At 66.9% G+C, this 17,060-nt stretch carries 17 protein-coding genes; 11 read left to right on the top strand and 6 right to left on the bottom strand.

All coding sequences use genetic code 11. The features are described from left to right. The first annotated feature begins 49 nt into the window (after positions 1-49). The 6 genes from NRB20_RS35325 (at position 50) to NRB20_RS35300 (ending at position 5,528) form a co-directional block, all read left to right on the top strand. Positions 50-898 (top strand): DUF5666 domain-containing protein, encoded by an 849-nt coding sequence (locus NRB20_RS35325; protein ID WP_153415776.1) that lies wholly within the window; start codon positions 50-52, stop codon positions 896-898. 85 nt (positions 899-983) lie between these two features. Then, entirely contained in the window at positions 984-2,282 is a 1,299-nt protein-coding gene (locus NRB20_RS39470; protein WP_319945811.1) for a hypothetical protein, read from the top strand. Positions 2,283-2,289: 7 nt separating this feature from the next. Beyond that, on the top strand, positions 2,290-3,099 hold the full coding sequence (locus NRB20_RS35315; protein ID WP_153415775.1) for an SDR family NAD(P)-dependent oxidoreductase: 810 nt from the start codon (positions 2,290-2,292) through the stop codon (positions 3,097-3,099). Positions 3,100-3,150: 51 nt separating this feature from the next. Continuing rightward, a complete protein-coding gene (gene pyrE, locus NRB20_RS35310) occupies positions 3,151-3,696 on the top strand; it encodes an orotate phosphoribosyltransferase (RefSeq protein WP_153415774.1) in 546 nt (181 codons plus the stop codon). Positions 3,697-3,783: 87 nt separating this feature from the next. Then, the gene (locus tag NRB20_RS35305; RefSeq protein WP_319945810.1) at positions 3,784-4,842 is read left to right on the top strand and encodes a beta-ketoacyl-ACP synthase 3; all 1,059 of its coding nucleotides are present in this window, start codon (positions 3,784-3,786) and stop codon (positions 4,840-4,842) included. Continuing rightward, a complete protein-coding gene (locus NRB20_RS35300) occupies positions 4,842-5,528 on the top strand; it encodes a lysoplasmalogenase (protein WP_153415773.1) in 687 nt (228 codons plus the stop codon). Before NRB20_RS35305 ends, NRB20_RS35300 begins: the two co-directional genes overlap by 1 nt. A 156-nt stretch (positions 5,529-5,684) precedes the next feature. On the opposite strand, the gene NRB20_RS35295 is transcribed toward NRB20_RS35300, so the two are convergent. After that, on the bottom strand, positions 5,685-6,104 hold the full coding sequence (locus NRB20_RS35295; protein WP_406603919.1) for a hypothetical protein: 420 nt from the start codon (positions 6,102-6,104) through the stop codon (positions 5,685-5,687). 295 nt (positions 6,105-6,399) lie between these two features. Between NRB20_RS35295 and NRB20_RS35290 the strand changes: the two genes are divergently transcribed. Continuing rightward, on the top strand, positions 6,400-7,083 hold the full coding sequence (locus NRB20_RS35290) for a TrmH family RNA methyltransferase (protein ID WP_319945809.1): 684 nt from the start codon (positions 6,400-6,402) through the stop codon (positions 7,081-7,083). Positions 7,084-7,310: 227 nt separating this feature from the next. Beyond that, complete coding sequence (locus NRB20_RS35285; protein WP_227834192.1) at positions 7,311-8,366, top strand: glycoside hydrolase family 76 protein; 1,056 nt, start codon at positions 7,311-7,313, stop codon at positions 8,364-8,366. 66 nt (positions 8,367-8,432) lie between these two features. Here NRB20_RS35285 and NRB20_RS35280 read toward each other — a convergent pair whose 3' ends face one another. Beyond that, positions 8,433-9,098, bottom strand: coding sequence for a DedA family protein (locus tag NRB20_RS35280; protein WP_153415808.1), 666 nt, complete (start codon positions 9,096-9,098; stop codon positions 8,433-8,435). A 40-nt stretch (positions 9,099-9,138) separates the two neighbouring features. After that, the gene (locus tag NRB20_RS35275) at positions 9,139-9,786 is read right to left on the bottom strand and encodes a DedA family protein (RefSeq protein WP_153415807.1); all 648 of its coding nucleotides are present in this window, start codon (positions 9,784-9,786) and stop codon (positions 9,139-9,141) included. Positions 9,787-10,009: 223 nt separating this feature from the next. On the opposite strand from NRB20_RS35275, the gene fbaA reads away from it, so the two are divergent. Next, positions 10,010-11,047: a class II fructose-bisphosphate aldolase gene (gene fbaA, locus NRB20_RS35270; RefSeq protein ID WP_319945808.1), complete on the top strand. Its 1,038-nt coding sequence runs from the start codon at positions 10,010-10,012 to the stop codon at positions 11,045-11,047. Positions 11,048-11,688: 641 nt separating this feature from the next. Beyond that, positions 11,689-12,807, top strand: coding sequence for a BTAD domain-containing putative transcriptional regulator (locus NRB20_RS35265; RefSeq protein ID WP_153415806.1), 1,119 nt, complete (start codon positions 11,689-11,691; stop codon positions 12,805-12,807). 24 nt (positions 12,808-12,831) lie between these two features. Here the strand turns inward: NRB20_RS35265 and NRB20_RS35260 are convergent, their stop codons facing one another. Beyond that, positions 12,832-13,170 (bottom strand): excalibur calcium-binding domain-containing protein, encoded by a 339-nt coding sequence (locus tag NRB20_RS35260; RefSeq protein WP_319945807.1) that lies wholly within the window; start codon positions 13,168-13,170, stop codon positions 12,832-12,834. 365 nt (positions 13,171-13,535) lie between these two features. On the opposite strand from NRB20_RS35260, the gene NRB20_RS35255 reads away from it, so the two are divergent. Then, entirely contained in the window at positions 13,536-14,978 is a 1,443-nt protein-coding gene (locus tag NRB20_RS35255; protein ID WP_153415768.1) for a DUF4185 domain-containing protein, read from the top strand. A 135-nt stretch (positions 14,979-15,113) separates the two neighbouring features. Here the strand turns inward: NRB20_RS35255 and NRB20_RS35250 are convergent, their stop codons facing one another. Together NRB20_RS35250 and NRB20_RS35245 are read right to left on the bottom strand one after the other, a co-directional pair. After that, entirely contained in the window at positions 15,114-15,317 is a 204-nt protein-coding gene (locus NRB20_RS35250) for a DUF397 domain-containing protein (RefSeq protein ID WP_319945806.1), read from the bottom strand. Then, positions 15,314-16,195, bottom strand: a complete 882-nt coding sequence (locus tag NRB20_RS35245; protein ID WP_194290121.1) for a helix-turn-helix domain-containing protein — start codon at positions 16,193-16,195, stop codon at positions 15,314-15,316. The genes NRB20_RS35250 and NRB20_RS35245 overlap by 4 nt, the downstream gene beginning before the upstream one ends. Positions 16,196-17,060 lie beyond the last annotated feature (865 nt).

Below are 17,060 nucleotides of genomic sequence, written 5' to 3'. Positions count from 1 at the left end.
GCCGGAGCGAAGCGGAGGCAAAAAATACTGCCTCCCCTAGTCTGGATGTATGACCACTCCGAGCGATCCGTGGGCAGAGCGACCGGCGTCGTCCGACGCGCCGACCGAGTATCTCGGTGGGTCGGGCGCTGAGCCGACGGAGTACTCGGACGCGTACGGCTCGACCGAGCCGTACAAGTATTTCGATCAAGCGGCCGGGCCGAATCCGACCCGGGCGCTGCCGCCGTATCAGAGCCAGTGGGGCGTCTACGAGGGTCCCGGTCCGGGCGAGGCGGCTTATGACACGCAGTGGATCGGTCCGGCTCGCACGATGCCGACCCAGCACGGTCCGAACCCGACACTGGTCGGCCCGACCGAGCTGCCACCGGATCAACCGGATCAGCTACCCCCGCATCGCAATCGGCGCGGGATGTGGGTCGGGCTGACGCTGGTCGCCTTCGCGGTGGTCGTGCTCGGGGCGGTCGCGGTGGGACTGTTCCTGGGCGGCGACTCCTCGACGTCCTCGACCGCCGCGGGCACCACGTACCGCACCGCGCCCACCCAGCTGCCGATGTTCCCGCAGTCCCCCGACAATCACGGCACCGGCACGACCACCGCGCCGCAACTGCCCGGCCTCGGCGGCACCATCGACAGCCTGGGCGCGACGATGGGCACCATCAGCGCCAACGACGGATCCACCCTGACCGTCGATTCCCTGTCCGGCAACACCATCACCGTGCACACCGACGCGAAAACCGAGGTGATCGCGTTGGGGTCGAGCACGATCGCGGATCTGCACCCCGGCGACATGGTCGTGGTCCAGGGCGACAAGAACGCCGACGGCTCGATCCAGGCCAAGATCGTCATCGGCACCGCACTGCCCTCGCAGGGCACCCCCACCCCCACCCCGACCCGCTGATCCACCGCCCGCGGACCGGGCGGCCACGCACAACACGCAGTGCACACACCACGCGCGGTCCGCGTGGGAACTAGACTTGTCCGCGATGACGGCAATGTGGTTCGGACTCGCGGCGATCGCACTGGTGGGTGCGATCGTGCTGCTGTATTTCGATCGGCTCCAGCGGCAGCGGACCGGTCACGTGCGTCAGGTCTGGGCGAAAGCCCAGGGCTACACCTATGTTTCGGTCGAACCGGCCCTGGCGTCCACGTGGCGCCGGGGTGCGATGGCCAAGCTCGGGTACCTGTCCGCGGTCGATGTGGTCTCCGGTAATCGCAAGGGCGAGAAGTTCGTGCTGTTCGATCTGGAGGACGCCGCGACGCTGGTCGCGGTGCGCCGGCAGATCGGCTCGGACATCGATATCGACCTGCGCCTCAAGACCGCCGCCCCACCAAAGGACGCGGATCTGGAGTTGCTCGGCGCGATCGGCGACCGGGTGGTGTTCGCGACGAATCCCGATATCGCCCGGCACGCGGTGGATCAGCGGATGGTCGCGTTCATCGAAACCCTGTCCGGCAGCGTGCAACAGCTCTGGAGCGAGGGCAACTGGACGCTCGGCGTGCTGCCGGTCGGCCTGTCCTCTCGGGAGTGGGAGGGCGCGGTCGACGCGGTGCTGCGACTGTCCGGCCTGCTGCACGTGCTGCCGCCGGTGGCCGGTGGCGAGTCCGGCGAGCTGGACGCGCACGATCCGGGACGTCCGCGGGCCCGCGCCGAGGACGACGATCCGGAATACGACGAGAACCGTTCGCGCGCACGGGGTTACGACGACGAACGGCGGTATGCCGAACGTCCCGAGCCGGATCGCCGCTACGACGACCGCGACTCCGGCGACCCGGACGACCGCGCGTACTCGCCCGCGAAGTCCGCGGAATTCGATTCCGAGCGTCGCGGTTTCGACGCCGACCGCCGTGGTGCGGACGCCGACCGCCGGGCCACCGACCCGGACCGTCGCGGTTTCGACGCCGACCGTCGTGGTGCGGACGCCGAACGCCGTGGTCCCGACCCGGATCGTCGCGACTTCGATTCCGAGCGACGTGATTTCGAGATCCCGGCCGACGACTCCGACGAGGGATTCGCTCCGCTGGTCCAGGACATCGCCGGGGAATCCGAACCGCCGCAACGTCGCCCGGCCCTGGCCGTGGTGCCCGATCCGCGCAGCCGCGTGCGCCGCAACTGGCCACCGGCCGAGGAGAAGGGCCCGGAGGACCGGGGCCGGGAAACCCACGATTCCGGCGATTTCGACGAACCCGAATTCGCCGAGGACCTGCACGAGGACGAACAGTCCGAGCGTCCCGGCGGCCCGTTCCACCCCGGCTTCCGCCCCTACCAGGGACCCGCGCGATGATTGGGGCATGACCGGAACACCCGCCGCCCGCCTGCCCGGCGCGCACCGGCCCGTCGCCATGGTCACCGGCCCGAGTTCGGGGATCGGGCACGCCTACGCGACGCGGCTGGCCTCGCTCGGCTACGACCTGGTGCTGGTCGCCCGGGACGAGCAGCGGCTCACCGCTCTCGCCGACGAGCTGAGCAGGCGTTTCGACACCCATTCGGAGATCGTGCCCGCGGATCTGGCCGTCGCCGCCGACCGCGAACGGGTCGCCGCGCGCCTCGCGGAGGGCGTCGAATTCCTGGTCAACAACGCGGGCCTGGGCATCTCCGGCGAGTTCTGGACCAACGACCCCGAACGCCTGCAGGCGCAACTGGACGTCAACGTCACCGCGGTCATGCAATTGACCCGCGCCGCGCTGCCGTCGATGATCGCCGCGGCCAACGGTTCGATTGTGAATGTTGCCAGCGTCGCGGGCCTTGTTCCTGGACGTGGCTCGACCTATTCGGCGTCGAAGGCCTACGTCGTATCCTTGTGCGAAGGGCTGGCGGGCGGACTCGCGGGTACGGGAGTTCGAGTGCAGGCGCTGTGCCCCGGATTCGTCCACACCGAATTCCACGATCGGGCCGGTATCGACATGTCGTCGCTACCGAAGGCGATGTGGCTCGATGTCGAGCAGGTAGTGGCGGGTTCACTGCGTGATCTGGAATCGAACCAGGTGGTCAGCGTGCCCGGAGCCCAGTACAAGGTGCTCACCACGGTGGCCGGGATGATCCCGCGCACCCTGCTGGTCCGCGTCAACCGGACCCTGTTCAACGCACGCGGTAGGACGTAGAGCGGCCAGGCCCGCAGTGGCCGGTCGACCAGAAAGGACACGGCACACACCATGATCGAATCGACCACCGACCGGGACAGACTGGCCGAGTTGGTACGGGAACTGGCCGTCGTACACGGCCGGGTCACCCTGTCGTCGGGCAAGGAGGCCGACTACTACGTCGACCTGCGCCGCGCGACACTACATCACCAGGCCGCGCCGCTGATCGGAAAGTTGTTGCGCGAGTTGGTATCCGACTGGGAGTTCGACGCGGTCGGCGGGTTGACCATGGGCGCGGACCCGGTGGCCGGTGCGATGCTGCACGCGCCCGGGCGTCCGGTGGACGCGTTCGTGGTGCGCAAGGCCGCCAAGACGCACGGGATGCAGCGGCAGATCGAGGGCCCGGACATCGTCGGCAAGCGGGTGCTGGTGGTCGAGGACACCACCACCACCGGCAACTCCCCGCTGACCGCGGTGCGCGCGTTGCGCGAGGCCGGGGCGACGGTGGTCGGCGTGGCGACCGTGGTGGACCGGGAGACCGGCGCGGATCAGGTGATCGCCGCGGAGGGCCTGGAATACCGATCGATTCTCGGGCTCAAGGATCTCGCCCTGGGGTGACGGGGACGTCCACTGCTGTTCGTACTGGGTTAGCCTGGACGCTGATTTCCGTCGAACAGTGTGGTTGAAGGGTCGTGTGAGTCGCCTGTGGTGAGCATTGCGGTGAACAAGGGGCGTGAGAATGTCGCGATGCTCGGCATCGGTGCTTACCGGCCCACCCGGGTCGTCAGTAACGCCGAGGTCTGTGAGGTGCTCGATTCCACTCCCGAGTGGATCTTCGAGCGCACCGGAATCCGCAATCGGCGGTGGATCAGCGGCGACGAGACGCTGCGGTCGATGGCGGTCGCGGCGGGGGAGCGTGCGATCGCCAACAGCGGCGTCGAGCGTTCCCGGATCGGCGCACTGGTGCTGGCCAGTTCGAGTTGGTTGAAACTGACCCCGCACGGTGCGCCGACCATCGCCTTCGACCTGGGCATGAACGGTATTCCGGCGTTCGATCTGACCTCGGGCTGCGGCGGTTTCGGCTACGGGCTCGGGGTGGCCGCCGATATGATCCGGTCCGGTTCGGCCGACTACATCCTGGTCATCGGGGCCGAGACGATGACCGTCGGACTCGATCCGACCGATCGCGGTACCGCGATGATCTTCGGTGACGGCGCGGGCGCGGTGGTGGTCGGGCCCGCCGAGGAGAACGGCATCTCCCCGACGGTGTGGGGCAGTGACGGCGAGAACGCCGAGGCGATCGCGCAGAACATCGACTTCATGGAGTACCAGGAGAAGGCGCAGAGTCTCCAGGGTGCGGATCCGGAGACCGATCCGGTCGGCCGGATGACGTTGCGGATGGCCGGACCCCGGGTGTTCCGCTGGGCCGCGGTGACGTTGCCGCGGGCGTTGTCCTCGGCGCTGGAGTTGTCGGGGGTGGCCAAGGAGGAGATCGAGATCTTCATCCCGCATCAGGCCAACGCCCGGATCAACGATCTGATGCGCAAGAATCTCGGCCTTTCCGACGATATCCCGATGGCCAACGACATCGAGAACACCGGGAACACCTCGGCGGCGTCGATTCCGCTGGCGATGGAGGAGATGCTGGTCAGCGGGCGGGCCAAGGGCGGTCAGCTGGCGTTGCTGCTCGGGTTCGGGGCCGGGTTGAGTTATGCGGGTCAGGTGGTCCGGCTGCCACCCGCGCCGCGTGAGCCCAGTTTCTGATGCGGGGTCCGCGGGTCGCCTATCTGGCCGCGGCGGCGGTGACCGTGGCCGGTGCGCTCACCGGACGTGAGCGCTGGCAGTGGATCGGTAAGCCCGCGTTGATGCCGCTGCTGGCCGCGGATGTCGTGCGGTCCGGTGCCGCGCTGGAGTCGGCGGATCGGCGGCTGCTACTCGGTTCGCTGGCGGCCGCGACTGTGGGAGATGTGCTGCTGATCGATCCGGATGACGATCGTCGCCTGGTCGCGGGTGCGAGTGCGTTCGCGGTGATGCAGAGCGGATATTCGGCGCTGTGGTGGCGGCGGGGTGCGCGGCCGCAGGTGGCGGTCGCTGCGCCTCGGATCGCGGCGTGGTTGGGAGCCGGTGCGCTGCTGCGGGTTCGGGCTCCCCGGATCGCGTTGCCGTTGAGTGCGTACGGTGCGACGCTCGGCACGGCCGCTGTGCTGGCCTCGGATCCCGGTCTGGCTCCCGGTGCGGAAGTTGTTGCGGGCATGGCACTTCCGTCCGCCGACCCGCGCAGTCGCCTGGGCCTGGGCGCGCTGCTGTTCACCCTTTCGGACGGGCTGATCGTGGTGCGTCGCCTGTTCGCGCGGAGTACGCGTGCGCGGCGGATCAGTGAGGGCGTCATCCTGGGGACCTACGCCGCCGCGCAATACTTACTGACCGACCCCCGAGTTCACGAGCGGTAGCCGTTCCCCCGCCGAGGTGTCCGTGCGCTCGGATGGTCGGGTGCCGGATGATTCGTGTGTGCCGGAACGTCGGCCGACCCGTCCTGGTGCGCCGGACGGTGTTCGTCGGCAGGATCTGCGCGAACGACGTCCCGATGCGGGCAGCGGCGGTAATCCCTACAGGCACAGGATGATTCGGTCGCGGTCGGAGGGGTCGACGCGGATGGAGATCGTCTCGCCGACCGCGATTCTGGGGCGGTCGATCGGCGCGACGTCGAAAACGATGGTGCCGCGGTAGGTTTCGGAGCCCGGGACGTTCAGTTCCAGATCCAGCCGGGTGAGTTCGGTGTGATGGTCGGTGTGGCCGATCGGGTGTACGCCCTCGATCACGGCCCACCCTTCCAGGCCGTGCCGCAGCAGTTTCCGGTCGCTGTGCGAGGGGCGTTGCGCGTAGAGCATCCCCAGCCCGACGCAGGACCCGAACATCCCCACCAGCCCGACCATCTGGAACACCACCGTCCCCGGCGGCGTCCGATGCACCACCCACCCCAGCCACAGGCCGAGCAGGATCATGTACCCGACGGTCACACCGAGCACCGTGCGAAGTATCCGCGAGTGGTCCATGACCCACCTCCACCACCACTGTCCAGGGTAGATGCGATATCGCGTCCCGCGCGGGAAACGGCCCATCCGCGACACTGTCGAAATGTCCTGATCACGCGGTTCTCGTCGTGTTGTGTGCGGTGCCGATCGTGGGCGGTCGAGTGGACGTTCCCGGTGCCGACGGGGCAGAGTCCGAGGTCGCGGTCCGGCGTGGCGGACGCGAGCGACAGCCGTGGTCGCGACTGTGTGATCATCCATCGGTGTTGTGCACCGGAATTCGGCAGATATCGTGAGCGCGGACGAGCCCTCGGACGAGCAGGAACTTCCCGGCCCGACGGAATGGGGTGAGCATCCGCACGGGGTGGGTCCGTGGGCGCAGGAGTTCGGGACCGAACCGCCGCCCGACGCGCGGCTGGATCCGGAGTTGCTCGCGCAGGGGGATCGGCGCAATGTCGTGGACGCCTACCGGTACTGGAAGCGCGAGGCGATCGTCGCCGACATCGATGCGCGCCGACACGAATTCCATGTCGCCATCGAGAATTTCGGGCACGACGCGAATATCGGAACCGTGGTCCGCACGGCCAACGCGTTCGCCGCGGCGGCGGTGCACATCGTCGGGCGGCGGCGCTGGAATCGGCGCGGCGCGATGGTGACCGACCGGTATCAGCACCTCGAACATCACGCCGATCTCGCGGAACTGCTGGCCTTCGCCGAACGCGCCGATCTGGTCGTGGTCGCGGTCGACAACGTCCCCGGCGCGATCCCGCTGGAAACCGCGCAACTCCCGCGCAACTGCCTGCTGTTGTTCGGTCAGGAGGGGCCGGGGGTGACCGAGCAGGCCAAATCCGCGGCGGTGATGACGGTCTCGATCGCGCAGTTCGGTTCCACCCGCAGCATCAACGCCGGGGTCGCGGCGGGTATCGCCATGCACGCCTGGATCGCGCAGCACGCGGACCTCACCCGGGCCTGGTGAAACGGGCCGTGACCGGCCGGGGCGATCGCGGATACGAGACGGTTGCGTAACGAATCGGGCGCGAAAACTGAGCTTCTGCTGGCACTATGGAAGGTATGAGTGCGTCCAGCGACGATGTACCCGCACCACAGCGTGCCCGGTCCGCGGCAGGCGCCGCGGCCGACCCGACGGCCGCGGAGTGGTCGCGCCGGGCCGATTTGGCCGAATCCGCCCTCGTCTCGCGCAATATGCGCAGGTTGTGGGGTCTGCCGGGGACCGAACTGGGCGTCGTCGGCTGGCCCGCGGTGCTGCGCGAGAGCCTCTTCCTCACCTGGAACTACTGGTGGCAGGCCCATCTGATCGATTGCGCGGTCGATGCCGCCAACCGGGAGCCCACCGCGGCCCGGGTGCGTCGGGTGGCGGCGCTGGCGCGCGGGCATCGTCTGCGCAACATCACCGGCTGGACCAACAACTACTACGACGACATGGCCTGGCTGGCGCTGGCCCTCCAGCGCGCCGAACACATTCGCGGCGTCACCGATGTGCGCGGCGGACTCGTCGCGCTGGAGAAGGCGTTGACCACCGGCTGGCAGCCGCAGATCGGCGCACTCCCGTGGCGTAAGGGTGCGGATTACTACAACACCCCGGCCAACGGCCCGGCCGCGATCGCGCTGGCCCGCTTCGGCCGCTACACCCGCGCCGCCGAGATCGCCGACTGGCTGGACAAGAATCTGCGCGACAGCGAGACCGGCCTGATCCTGGACGGGGTGCATCTGCCCTCGGATCGGATGGAGCGCAACGTCTTCACCTACTGCCAGGGCGTCGTACTGGGCCTGGAAACCGAATTGGCCGTGCACACAGGCGAATCCGTGCATGTGGACCGGGTGCGCGCGTTGGTCGCCGCCGTTGCGGAACATATGACCGACCGCGGCGTCGTCACCGGTGGCGGCGGTGGCGACGGCGGTCTCTTCAACGGAATCCTGGCGCGCTACCTCGCCCTGGTCGCCCTGCTGCTGCCCGGTGAGGACCCCGACCGCGCCCAGATCCGGCGGCAGGCGGCCGCGATCGTCACCGCCTCGGCCCGCGCGGCCTGGGACCACCGCCTCGAGGTGGAGGGCGAACCACTGTTCGGCGCGGTCTGGGCCGAATCGGCGAAACTCCCCGTCGGCACCGCGGGCGCGGCGAAGTTCACCGCGAACGGATCGGTCACCGCCTCCAGCACCCCGGAGCGCGACCTGTCGGTGCAGCTGTCGGGCTGGCTGCTGATGGAGGCCGCGTACACGGTCACCGCCGCCGGGTTCTGAACACCTGGCGGGTGGACCGCCGCGGGGGTGAGTCCGCGGCTCGGTCCGCGCGCGGTCACCGACCGCTCAGGCGGCGTCGCCCTCGGAGCACATGGACTCGGGGCGGTCGAGGTCGAATTCCTCGGCGGGACGGGACATTTCGACGCGGTACTGCCGGATGCCCAGGGCGGTTCCGATGATCAGGCAGGCCACCAGCGTGCCGATCACGGTCGGCATCAGCCAGGACACCTTGCCCAGGAAACCGCCCGCGTAGAAGCCGATCAGCAGCAGCACCGGCGCCCAGATGATCGCGCCGATCGTGCTGGCGAGGGTGTAGCGGCGGTGATCCATCCGCGCGGCCCCGGCCACCAGCGGGCACAGCGTGCGGATCCACGGAATCCAGCGCGCCACCAGCACGGCCAGGAACCCGTGCCGATGCAGCATCTCAGTGACCCGGGTCAGATTCCGGGTGTTGATATATCGCCCGTCGCGCCGGGCCACCAGTTTGTGCCCCGTCCGATGCCCGATGACGTACCCCACCTGATTACCCGCGATCGCGGCGATCATGGTGGCCACGGCCAGCGCCCACACCTGGGTGCTGCCGGTCTCGTGCGAGGCCAGCACGATCCCGGCGGTGAGCAGCATCGAGTCACCGGGCAGGAACAGGCCGATGATCAGGGCGCATTCCAGGAATACGAAGATCAGGACGATCGTCCATACCAGCATCGGCCCAGCGGACTCCAGCGGTTCCATACCGCCGAGCGCGAGGGTTACAGGGGTGTTCGGCAAGGTGTCAGCGCAAGGATTCGTTCGTCGGAACAACGTCGGATTCGGTCTCGAGCACGGGCTCGTGGTTACGGAGCTTCTTCGCGACCGAGATGATGCCCGGCAGGATCGAGACGAGCACGATCAGCATGAAGATCGCCTCGACGTGGTTCCGGATGAACTCCACATTGCCCAGCCAGAAGCCCAGGATGGTGATGCCGCCGCCCCACGCGATACCGCCGACGATGTCGAAGGTCAGAAACTTGCGGTACTCCATCTGGGACACGCCCGCCAACACCGGCATGAAGGTGCGCACGATCGGCACGAAACGACCCAGGATGATGGTCTTGGGCCCGTGCTTCTCGAAGAACGCGTGCGTTTCGGTGATGTAGCGCTGCTTGAAGAAGCGCCCGTCCTGTTTGTGGAACAGCGCGGGGCCGATGGCCCGCCCGATCCAGTACGCACACTGATCGCCGAGGATCGCCGTGATGGCCGCGGCGGGCAGCAGCACATAGATCGAGACCGGTGGGTGCGTGTACGCCGCGAGCATGCCGCCGGTGAACAGCAGCGAATCGCCCGGCAGGATCGGGAACAGCAGCCCCGTCTCGATGAAGACGATGACCAGGATCGCCGGCAGCACCGCATTGCTCAACCAGGTCTCGGTGAGCAGATGCATCGGATCGAGCAGCCCCTTGATTCCGGAGCTACTCGCAAGAACGTCGGTAATGGCCAGCGCGGTCACGGCAACCACAGTACCGGCCCCCGGGCTATCACATCGACCCGTGCCGAATTTGCCGTGGTGGACCGGGTGCGGGTACGGCGGTACCACCTTCCGGAGCGCGGGCCCGGCACCTTAGGGTGAGAGGGGACAGATGTTTCTTCCCACCACGGAGGTCCTAGTGCCCATTGCGACTCCGGAGGTCTACGCCGAGATGCTCGGTCGGGCCAAAGAGAACTCCTTCGCATTCCCCGCGATCAACTGCACGTCCTCGGAGACGATCAACGCGGCGATCCGCGGTTTCGCCGAGGCCGGTAGTGACGGCATCATCCAGTTCTCCACCGGTGGAGCCGAATTCGGTTCGGGGCAGGGCGTGAAGGATATGGTCGTCGGCGCCACCGCGCTGGCGGAGTTCGCGCACGTGATCGCCGCGAGGTACGACGTCACCATCGCGCTGCACACCGACCACTGCCCCAAGGACAAGCTGGACACGTTCGTGCGCCCGCTGATCGCCATCTCCCAGGAGCGGGTGAAGGCCGGGCAGCACCCGCTGTTCCAGTCGCACATGTGGGACGGTTCGGCGATTCCGATCGACGAGAACCTGGAGATCGCCAAGGAACTGCTGAAGCAGACCGCCGCCGCGAACATCATCCTCGAGGTCGAGATCGGCGTCGTCGGCGGCGAGGAGGACGGTGTCGAGGCGGAGATCAACGAGAAGCTCTACACCTCCTCCGAGGACTTCCGCAAGACCATCGACGCGCTGGGTTCCGGGGAGAACGGCAAGTACCTGCTCGCCGCGACCTTCGGCAATGTGCACGGGGTGTACAAGCCGGGCAACGTCGTGCTCAAGCCCGAGGTGCTCGCCGAGGGCCAGCGGGTGGCCGCGGCCAAGCTGGGGCTGGGCGAGGGTTCGAAGCCGTTCGACTTCGTCTTCCACGGCGGTTCGGGCTCGCTGAAATCCGAGATCGACGACTCGCTGAAGTACGGCGTGGTGAAGATGAACGTCGACACCGACACCCAGTACGCGTTCACCCGCCCGATCGCCGGGCACATGTTCGCCAACTACGACGGTGTGCTGAAGATCGACGGCGAGGTCGGCAACAAGAAGACCTACGACCCGCGCAGCTACCTGAAGAAGGCCGAGACCTCGATGGCCGAGCGCGTTGTCGAGGCGTGCAACGACCTGAAGTCGGCGGGTAAGTCGGTCAGCGCGAAGTAGCGCGAGACACGATCTGCTCCCCGCCTCTTCGAGATTTCGGCGTGTCGTCGTCTCCGGGAGGCTTGTGTGTCGGGCCGACGATTGGCCCTCCGCGACTCGGCGGGTCGTCGGGTGCCGGGACGGGCCGACAGCTGGCTCGTCCGCCTCTCCGCGATTCAGCCGGTCGTCGGGTGCGGCGAGGCTTGGCGTGTCGGGCTGGCAGTTGGCTCCTCCGCCTCTCCGCGACTCAGCGGGTCCTGGGGTGCGGTGAGGCTTGCGTGTCGGGCCGACAGTTGGCTCCTCCGCCTCTCCGCGACTCAGCGGGTCGTCGGGTGCGGGAAGGGTTGCGTGTCGGGCCGACAGTTGGCAATGTTGTTTGGTTCTGGGCGTACCCGGTGAGTTACCGATGTTCTCGCGAGATCAGTTGTTGCGCGGGCAGCGGGGCTTGTAGGTGTCGCGCGACCTGCGTTGTCGGATGGCGGTAGGGTGCGCTCGGATTCGGGCGTTCTCGGCAACTCGTCGATGGGCGTGCGCGATCGGATATTGCGCGGGTCCGCCGGGGTCACGGTATTCGTGACCCCGGCGGGACTGTGTCCTAGCGGCTAGGCGGGGTAAAGGTGTCACACAGCTTGGATGTGCGGGTGCTCGGGCCCGTGCGGTTGATGATCGACGGTGCGCCCGTCGCGGTCGGTGGGCCCAAGCCGCGGGCGTTGCTGGCGGCGTTGACGGTGAATCGGCGGCGGGCGGTGTCCTCGCAGGCGCTGGCCGACATCGTCTGGAACGAGGATCCGCCGGACTCGTATCAGGCCAGTTTGCAGGTGTTCGTCTCGAATATCCGTAAGACGCTGCGTAATTCGGGTCTGGATCCGGCGACGGTGTTGCGCACCGAGTCGGCGGGGTACCGGCTGGAGATCCCGGACACCGGATGCGATCTGGGGCGGTTCGACGCGGCGCGGCGGGCCGGTGCGGAGGCCGTGACGGCGGGGGATCATCGCGGGGCGTCGGAGTTGTTCGGCACGGCGCTGGCCGAGTGGAGCGGTAAGGCGCTGGACGATCTGTCCGGCCTGCATTTCGCCGAGAGTTTCGCGACCGCGATGGACGAGGAGCGGCTGCTCGTCGCCTCGGCCCGGATCGATGCCGAAATCGCTTGTGGGCGTGCGTCTTCCGTGGTCGGCGAACTGGTGTCGATGACCGGCGAGCATCCGCTGCGAGAGCCGCTGTGGGTGCAGCTGATCACCGCGCTGTACCTGTCCGGGCGGCAGGCCGACGCGTTGGAGGCGTGCCGCCGGGTGCGCGCGGTGCTGGCCGACGAGCTCGGTATCGATCCGGGTCCGGCGCTGGCCGAACTCGAACAGCGGGTGCTGCGGCAGGAACCGTTGAACACCGTCGATCTCGCCAAGGTCGAGCGGCTGGCGCAGGCGATGACCGAGACGGTCACCGAGACGCCGCGTTCGGCGCGTTCGGGTCGGCTGCGGCTGCCCGACGGACGCGCGGTCCCGATTCCCAAGGGCGGCTTGAAGATCGGCCGCATGACCGACAACGATCTGGTGCTCGACGACCCGAAGGTCAGCCGGTATCACGCGCACATCCTGCCGAGCCGGGCCGGGCTGCTGATCAAGGATCTGCATTCGGCCAACGGCATCTACATCAACGAGGAGCCGATCGACAGCGGTTCGGTGCTCGCCGACGGTGATGCGGTGCGGATCGGGGCGACGATCCTGCGGTTCGAGGGATCCTCGGACGCGCCGCCCACCGCCGCGTTGACACCTGTTGCGACGTAAGAGTTTTCGGGGTTCTACGACGGGTCAGGGCGTCGGGCTGCCGGGTGCGCAGGCCACGCCGGTGCCCTTCGGGTCGAGCGCGGTGCTGTAGCCGGGCTGCGAGGGATACAGCGGGGCCTTGCCCGCCGCGCGCACAGCGGCGCAGTTCGGATACCAGACCAGGGTGTTCTGGTCGTCGGAGGTGTTCTGCGACGGGCTGATCGTGCCCTGATTGTTCACGGTGAATCCGCTGCCGCCCGCGCTCGAACCGCCGGTACCGGCGCCCGAACCGGGTGCGGCCAGGGCCGCGGCGGGTGCGACGAGACCGAGCAACCCGGCTGCGGCGACGACGGGAATCATGCGGCGAAATGCTGGAATCTTCACGGCGGCAATCCTGAACACTGCGATCGGTCGAATATTTCGCCTCAACTCTAGGCGCTGTTCCTGAGAACGAGTCGGTACCGCGAGGTCGTGGGACCCGCATGCCGTGTGCCGCACGAGTGCCATCGACAGTGGGCCGCGTCCGCTTCGCGCTGGGAGCGTGAGGATGCTGCCTGCCTCACCGGAGCGAACGGCCGGGCCGAACGGGCGGCCGAAAATTCCGCTTCGCGCTGGGAGCGGAGGATGCCGCCTCTGCCTCGCCGGAGCGAACGGCCGGGGCGAACGGGCGGCCGAAAATTCCGCCGGAACTCCAGTAGGGTCTGGTCGCGGGAGAAACGTGCCAGTGGGGGAGCGAGGGGTTGGACTGTATGGCCAAGCGGCTGTTCGCTGTCGTCGGGACGGTCGTCGTCGGGGTGTTGGGCATACCGCCCGTGGTGCACGCCGATCCGGTCGCGGTGGCCGGAATCGGGCCGTGCGCAACCGATCCGGTGCCCACACACGCCTCGCTGGTGCCGAAGACGCTGGAAGTTCCGGTGCCGTATCCGGTGGTCACCGTGGATCCGGGGCCGCAGCCGTCCGGGCCGGTCAGGCGGACCGATATGACGTTGCCCGCCAACCCCTGCACCGATCCGTGCCCAGATCTGACCGACACTCCCACACCGTCGCCGAGCCTGCTGCAACGCCTCGGCCTGCCCGATGTGCTGGTGAACCCCAAACCGTTCTATTTCGCGCTGCCGCCGGGCCCGTCACCGCACACCGGCCCGCCGCCGCCCGCGCAGCAGCATCCGCCGACCGAGCCGGGCGCGCAGACCGCGGCCCGGCCCGCACCGCGGGTCGGCGAGGTGCGGGAGGTGGCCAAGGAGACCGGCGCGAATTCGGTCAATCGCACCGACAAACGCTGGCAGGTGTACGGCACCGATCTGGGCATCTCGTGGGAGAGCGCGCCCGGTGAGGTGGCGATGGCGTTCGGCGACACCGTGGGCGTCGGCTTCCATCCGCCGGGCGGGATGGGGCAGGACTGGCGCAGTAATGTGTTGGCGTTCAGCAGGAATCGCGATCTGAGTCACGGCGCGATCTTCGATCGGATGGTCACCGACGACCGGTGTCACGCCGCCGAGGTGCTGGACAGTCGCAAGAAGGACAACATCGAGATCACCACGATCCCGACCTCCGGTTTCGCGCTCGGATCGCGACAGTTCCTGAGCTACATGTCGATTCGCACCTGGAACAGCGCGCCGGGCACCTTCTTCACCAACTACGGCGGTATCGCCTACTCCGACGATCACGGCCGGACCTGGACCAAGGACCCCTACGCGCACTGGGACGACATCTTCGGATTGGCGAATTTCCAAGTGGCGGCGATGGTTCCGCAGGGTGACTACGTCTACATGTTCGGCACGCCCAACACCCGCCTGGGCGCGGTCGGGCTGGCCCGGGTGCGAAAAGACCAGGTGCTCAACACTTCCGCGTATCAGTACTGGCACGAGGGCGCGTGGACGCCGGTCGGCGGGGCCGCCTCGGCCACACCCGTGGTGCAGGCCCCGGCCGGTGAACTGTCGGTGCGTTACGACCCCGCGCGGCAGGTCTGGCAGATGAGCTACCTCGACACCGCCAAGGGCGCAATCGTGCTGCGCGAAGCGAATTCACCCCAGGGCGTCTGGTCCGAGAGCACGCCGACGGTCAGCATCTCGCGCTATCCGGAACTCTACGGCGGCTTCATCCACCCGTGGTCCACCGGCTCGGACCTCTACTTCACCATCAGCACCTGGAGCGACTACAACGTCTATCTGATGCACGCGCAAATCAACTGAGTTCCGCCAGCTCCGACACCAAGGTCGCGCAGTTCCGCCAGCGCTGACACCGGGGCACCCAGTTTCGACGCCCCCTCGGCCGGGAGCTGACGCCGTCGGCGGTCTCGACGGCGATCAGTTCTCAGGCGAAAGTGTTCAGCCGTCGAGTTTGCCGTTCATCACGACCCCGGTGAACGCTGTCCACTCGTCGGCAGTGAAGACCAGCGCAGGTCCGGCCGGATTCTTCGAGTCGCGCAAACCCACGTGGCCGGCCTTCAACCAGGCAACTTCGACACAATCGGTCTTCGCTCCGGAACGCGACGACTTGAACCAGCGTGCGTTAGTCAGGTCGATATTCACTGGTCGTATCTCCTTGCGATCTTTCTGAGACGGTCTCGGGATTCTTGTTCCCCCAGCGCAGAGCGTTGCAGAGTCTCGTGGACGGCGCGGAAGTGCCTCACCTGATCTTCTCCTTCGAAAAACTCTGCGCCAACCGTGGTTTCGGCGAAAACCACTGTCGGCTCACTGTCGGGAAAACCCAGCATGGTGTATGGAGTAACAATCAGTCCAGTCGGAAATCCGACGTTGTGCTTCAGCAGCTGTATCGAGATGTTGTCTCTCGTACTCAGGTCCGCGACGTGATAACACTGTGCGGCCATCTGCCGGTCGGTTCCGACTCCGAGCGCCGTGAACAAGATTTCACTCAGGAGGAAGCTCGCCCGGACAGGACCATGGGAACGAGTGAGGATAGCGGCTCGCTGGATCCGGAATCCGATGCGGCGTTCGATCTCCGCTTCGGACGCGGTGCTGCCGTCGACGTCCCGTTGCATCGCCCGTACGTAGTCCGGAGTCTGCAACAGTCCCGGAACCGCAAGTGACTGATAGGCGATCAGTTGTGACGCAACGGATTCCAGTTCGATGTAGGTGCTGTAGCCCGGGTCGATCAAGTCCTTGTGCTCCTGAAGCCACATGGACATCTTCCCGTCCTGCGCGAGGGACTGAAGATATTTCGTGCGGGCCGCCTTCAGCCCATACCACGCGCAGAGATGATCGGTAATGGCTCGGAGCTTGCTCTCCTGCTGTCCGTTCTCGACTCGACTGAGTACGGTTCGGCTGTAGTCGGTTCGGGCCGCGAGTTGGTCCAGGGTCAGGCCGTTCTCGATTCGCAGATCCTTGAGCTGCTTACCGAGCTGGCGGCGCGCGAGAGTTGTCCCGCTCAGATCCGGCTTGGGTGGCATCTCACCTCCTGATCGTTTCCCAGTTTCTGACATGCTGTTTCCCTCTTCAGGAAACACTATAGGGAGTCCGGAGGAGACGAGCTGGGCATTCGGCAGATTTTGGGAATCCCTGACAGAAACTTCCCGACAGTCCGTGGTGAGAGTCACGCTGTTGTCATGACACAGCAAACCGAAGACCTCACGGTTGGTCAGGTCCGCGTACTCAGGGCTCTGAACTGTGGAGGGGTACTTACGAACTGGCAGATTCGACGTGCGACGAGTCTGCATCGCTTCGAAGTTCGACGGGTGGTTACGAACTTGTCCAGTCGCGGACTGATCGTGGTTCGAAGCTACGACAAGCGTTGCAGCATAACCGATTCGGGCCGCAATACACTCGCGGCCTGCTCGCTGACCTGCGGAAGGTTGGGAGCGGATGTCTGACTGCATGTATCATCCACTGCTGCAACGTCTTTCGGGCAAAGGAATGTGCCCGTTGTTCACGACGTCGACGACGTGGATTCTACTGGGTCTGCTCATCGTCGTGTTGACGGGATTCATCGCCTACGAGTGCCGCCCCGAATCGAGTCGATCCCGTCGGAGAACGCCGCGCCGCCGCTGGAAAATGCGGCGCAGGTGAAGTCATGACACTGGAGCCCTCCGCGATCGTGGCGATCAACCCGTCGCTGTGCGGCGGTCGGCAACACCTATACGAGAGGGCGCTGTACAGACTTGCTGTCAGGCTCGGATATCTGGTTCTAGCCTCGCGCATTCACCGGAATTCCGACACCGTGTGTCGGTATGAGGAAAGGGTGCTCTGACCTGCGATAATTCGAGTTGTCTAGGTTCGAATATGGCAGTTGCAGGAGCACCCTTTCGGTGAGTCAGT

Origin of the sequence: Nocardia macrotermitis, assembly GCF_009604405.1 — a bacterium.
In the GTDB taxonomy this organism is placed as follows: domain Bacteria; phylum Actinomycetota; class Actinomycetes; order Mycobacteriales; family Mycobacteriaceae; genus Nocardia; species Nocardia macrotermitis.
Note: the sequence above shows the minus strand (reverse complement) of the source record. Positions and strands in the feature narration are given on the sequence as shown.

Excerpts from the sequence above, each read along its gene's own strand:
- NRB20_RS35300 (WP_153415773.1), top strand. The coding sequence starts at position 4,842 with ATGCGGGGTCCGCGGGTCGCCTATCTGGCCGCGGCGGCGGTGACCGTG.
- NRB20_RS35280 (WP_153415808.1), bottom strand. The coding sequence starts at position 9,098 with ATGGAACCGCTGGAGTCCGCTGGGCCGATGCTGGTATGGACGATCGTC.
- pyrE (WP_153415774.1), top strand. The coding sequence starts at position 3,151 with ATGATCGAATCGACCACCGACCGGGACAGACTGGCCGAGTTGGTACGG.
- NRB20_RS35315 (WP_153415775.1), top strand. The coding sequence starts at position 2,290 with ATGACCGGAACACCCGCCGCCCGCCTGCCCGGCGCGCACCGGCCCGTC.
- NRB20_RS39470 (WP_319945811.1), top strand. The coding sequence starts at position 984 with ATGACGGCAATGTGGTTCGGACTCGCGGCGATCGCACTGGTGGGTGCG.
- NRB20_RS35265 (WP_153415806.1), top strand. The coding sequence starts at position 11,689 with ATGATCGACGGTGCGCCCGTCGCGGTCGGTGGGCCCAAGCCGCGGGCG.
- NRB20_RS35275 (WP_153415807.1), bottom strand. The coding sequence starts at position 9,786 with ATGCATCTGCTCACCGAGACCTGGTTGAGCAATGCGGTGCTGCCGGCG.
- NRB20_RS35325 (WP_153415776.1), top strand. The coding sequence starts at position 50 with ATGACCACTCCGAGCGATCCGTGGGCAGAGCGACCGGCGTCGTCCGAC.
- NRB20_RS35285 (WP_227834192.1), top strand. The coding sequence starts at position 7,311 with ATGCGCAGGTTGTGGGGTCTGCCGGGGACCGAACTGGGCGTCGTCGGC.
- NRB20_RS35245 (WP_194290121.1), bottom strand. The coding sequence starts at position 16,195 with ATGCCACCCAAGCCGGATCTGAGCGGGACAACTCTCGCGCGCCGCCAG.
- NRB20_RS35255 (WP_153415768.1), top strand. The coding sequence starts at position 13,536 with ATGGCCAAGCGGCTGTTCGCTGTCGTCGGGACGGTCGTCGTCGGGGTG.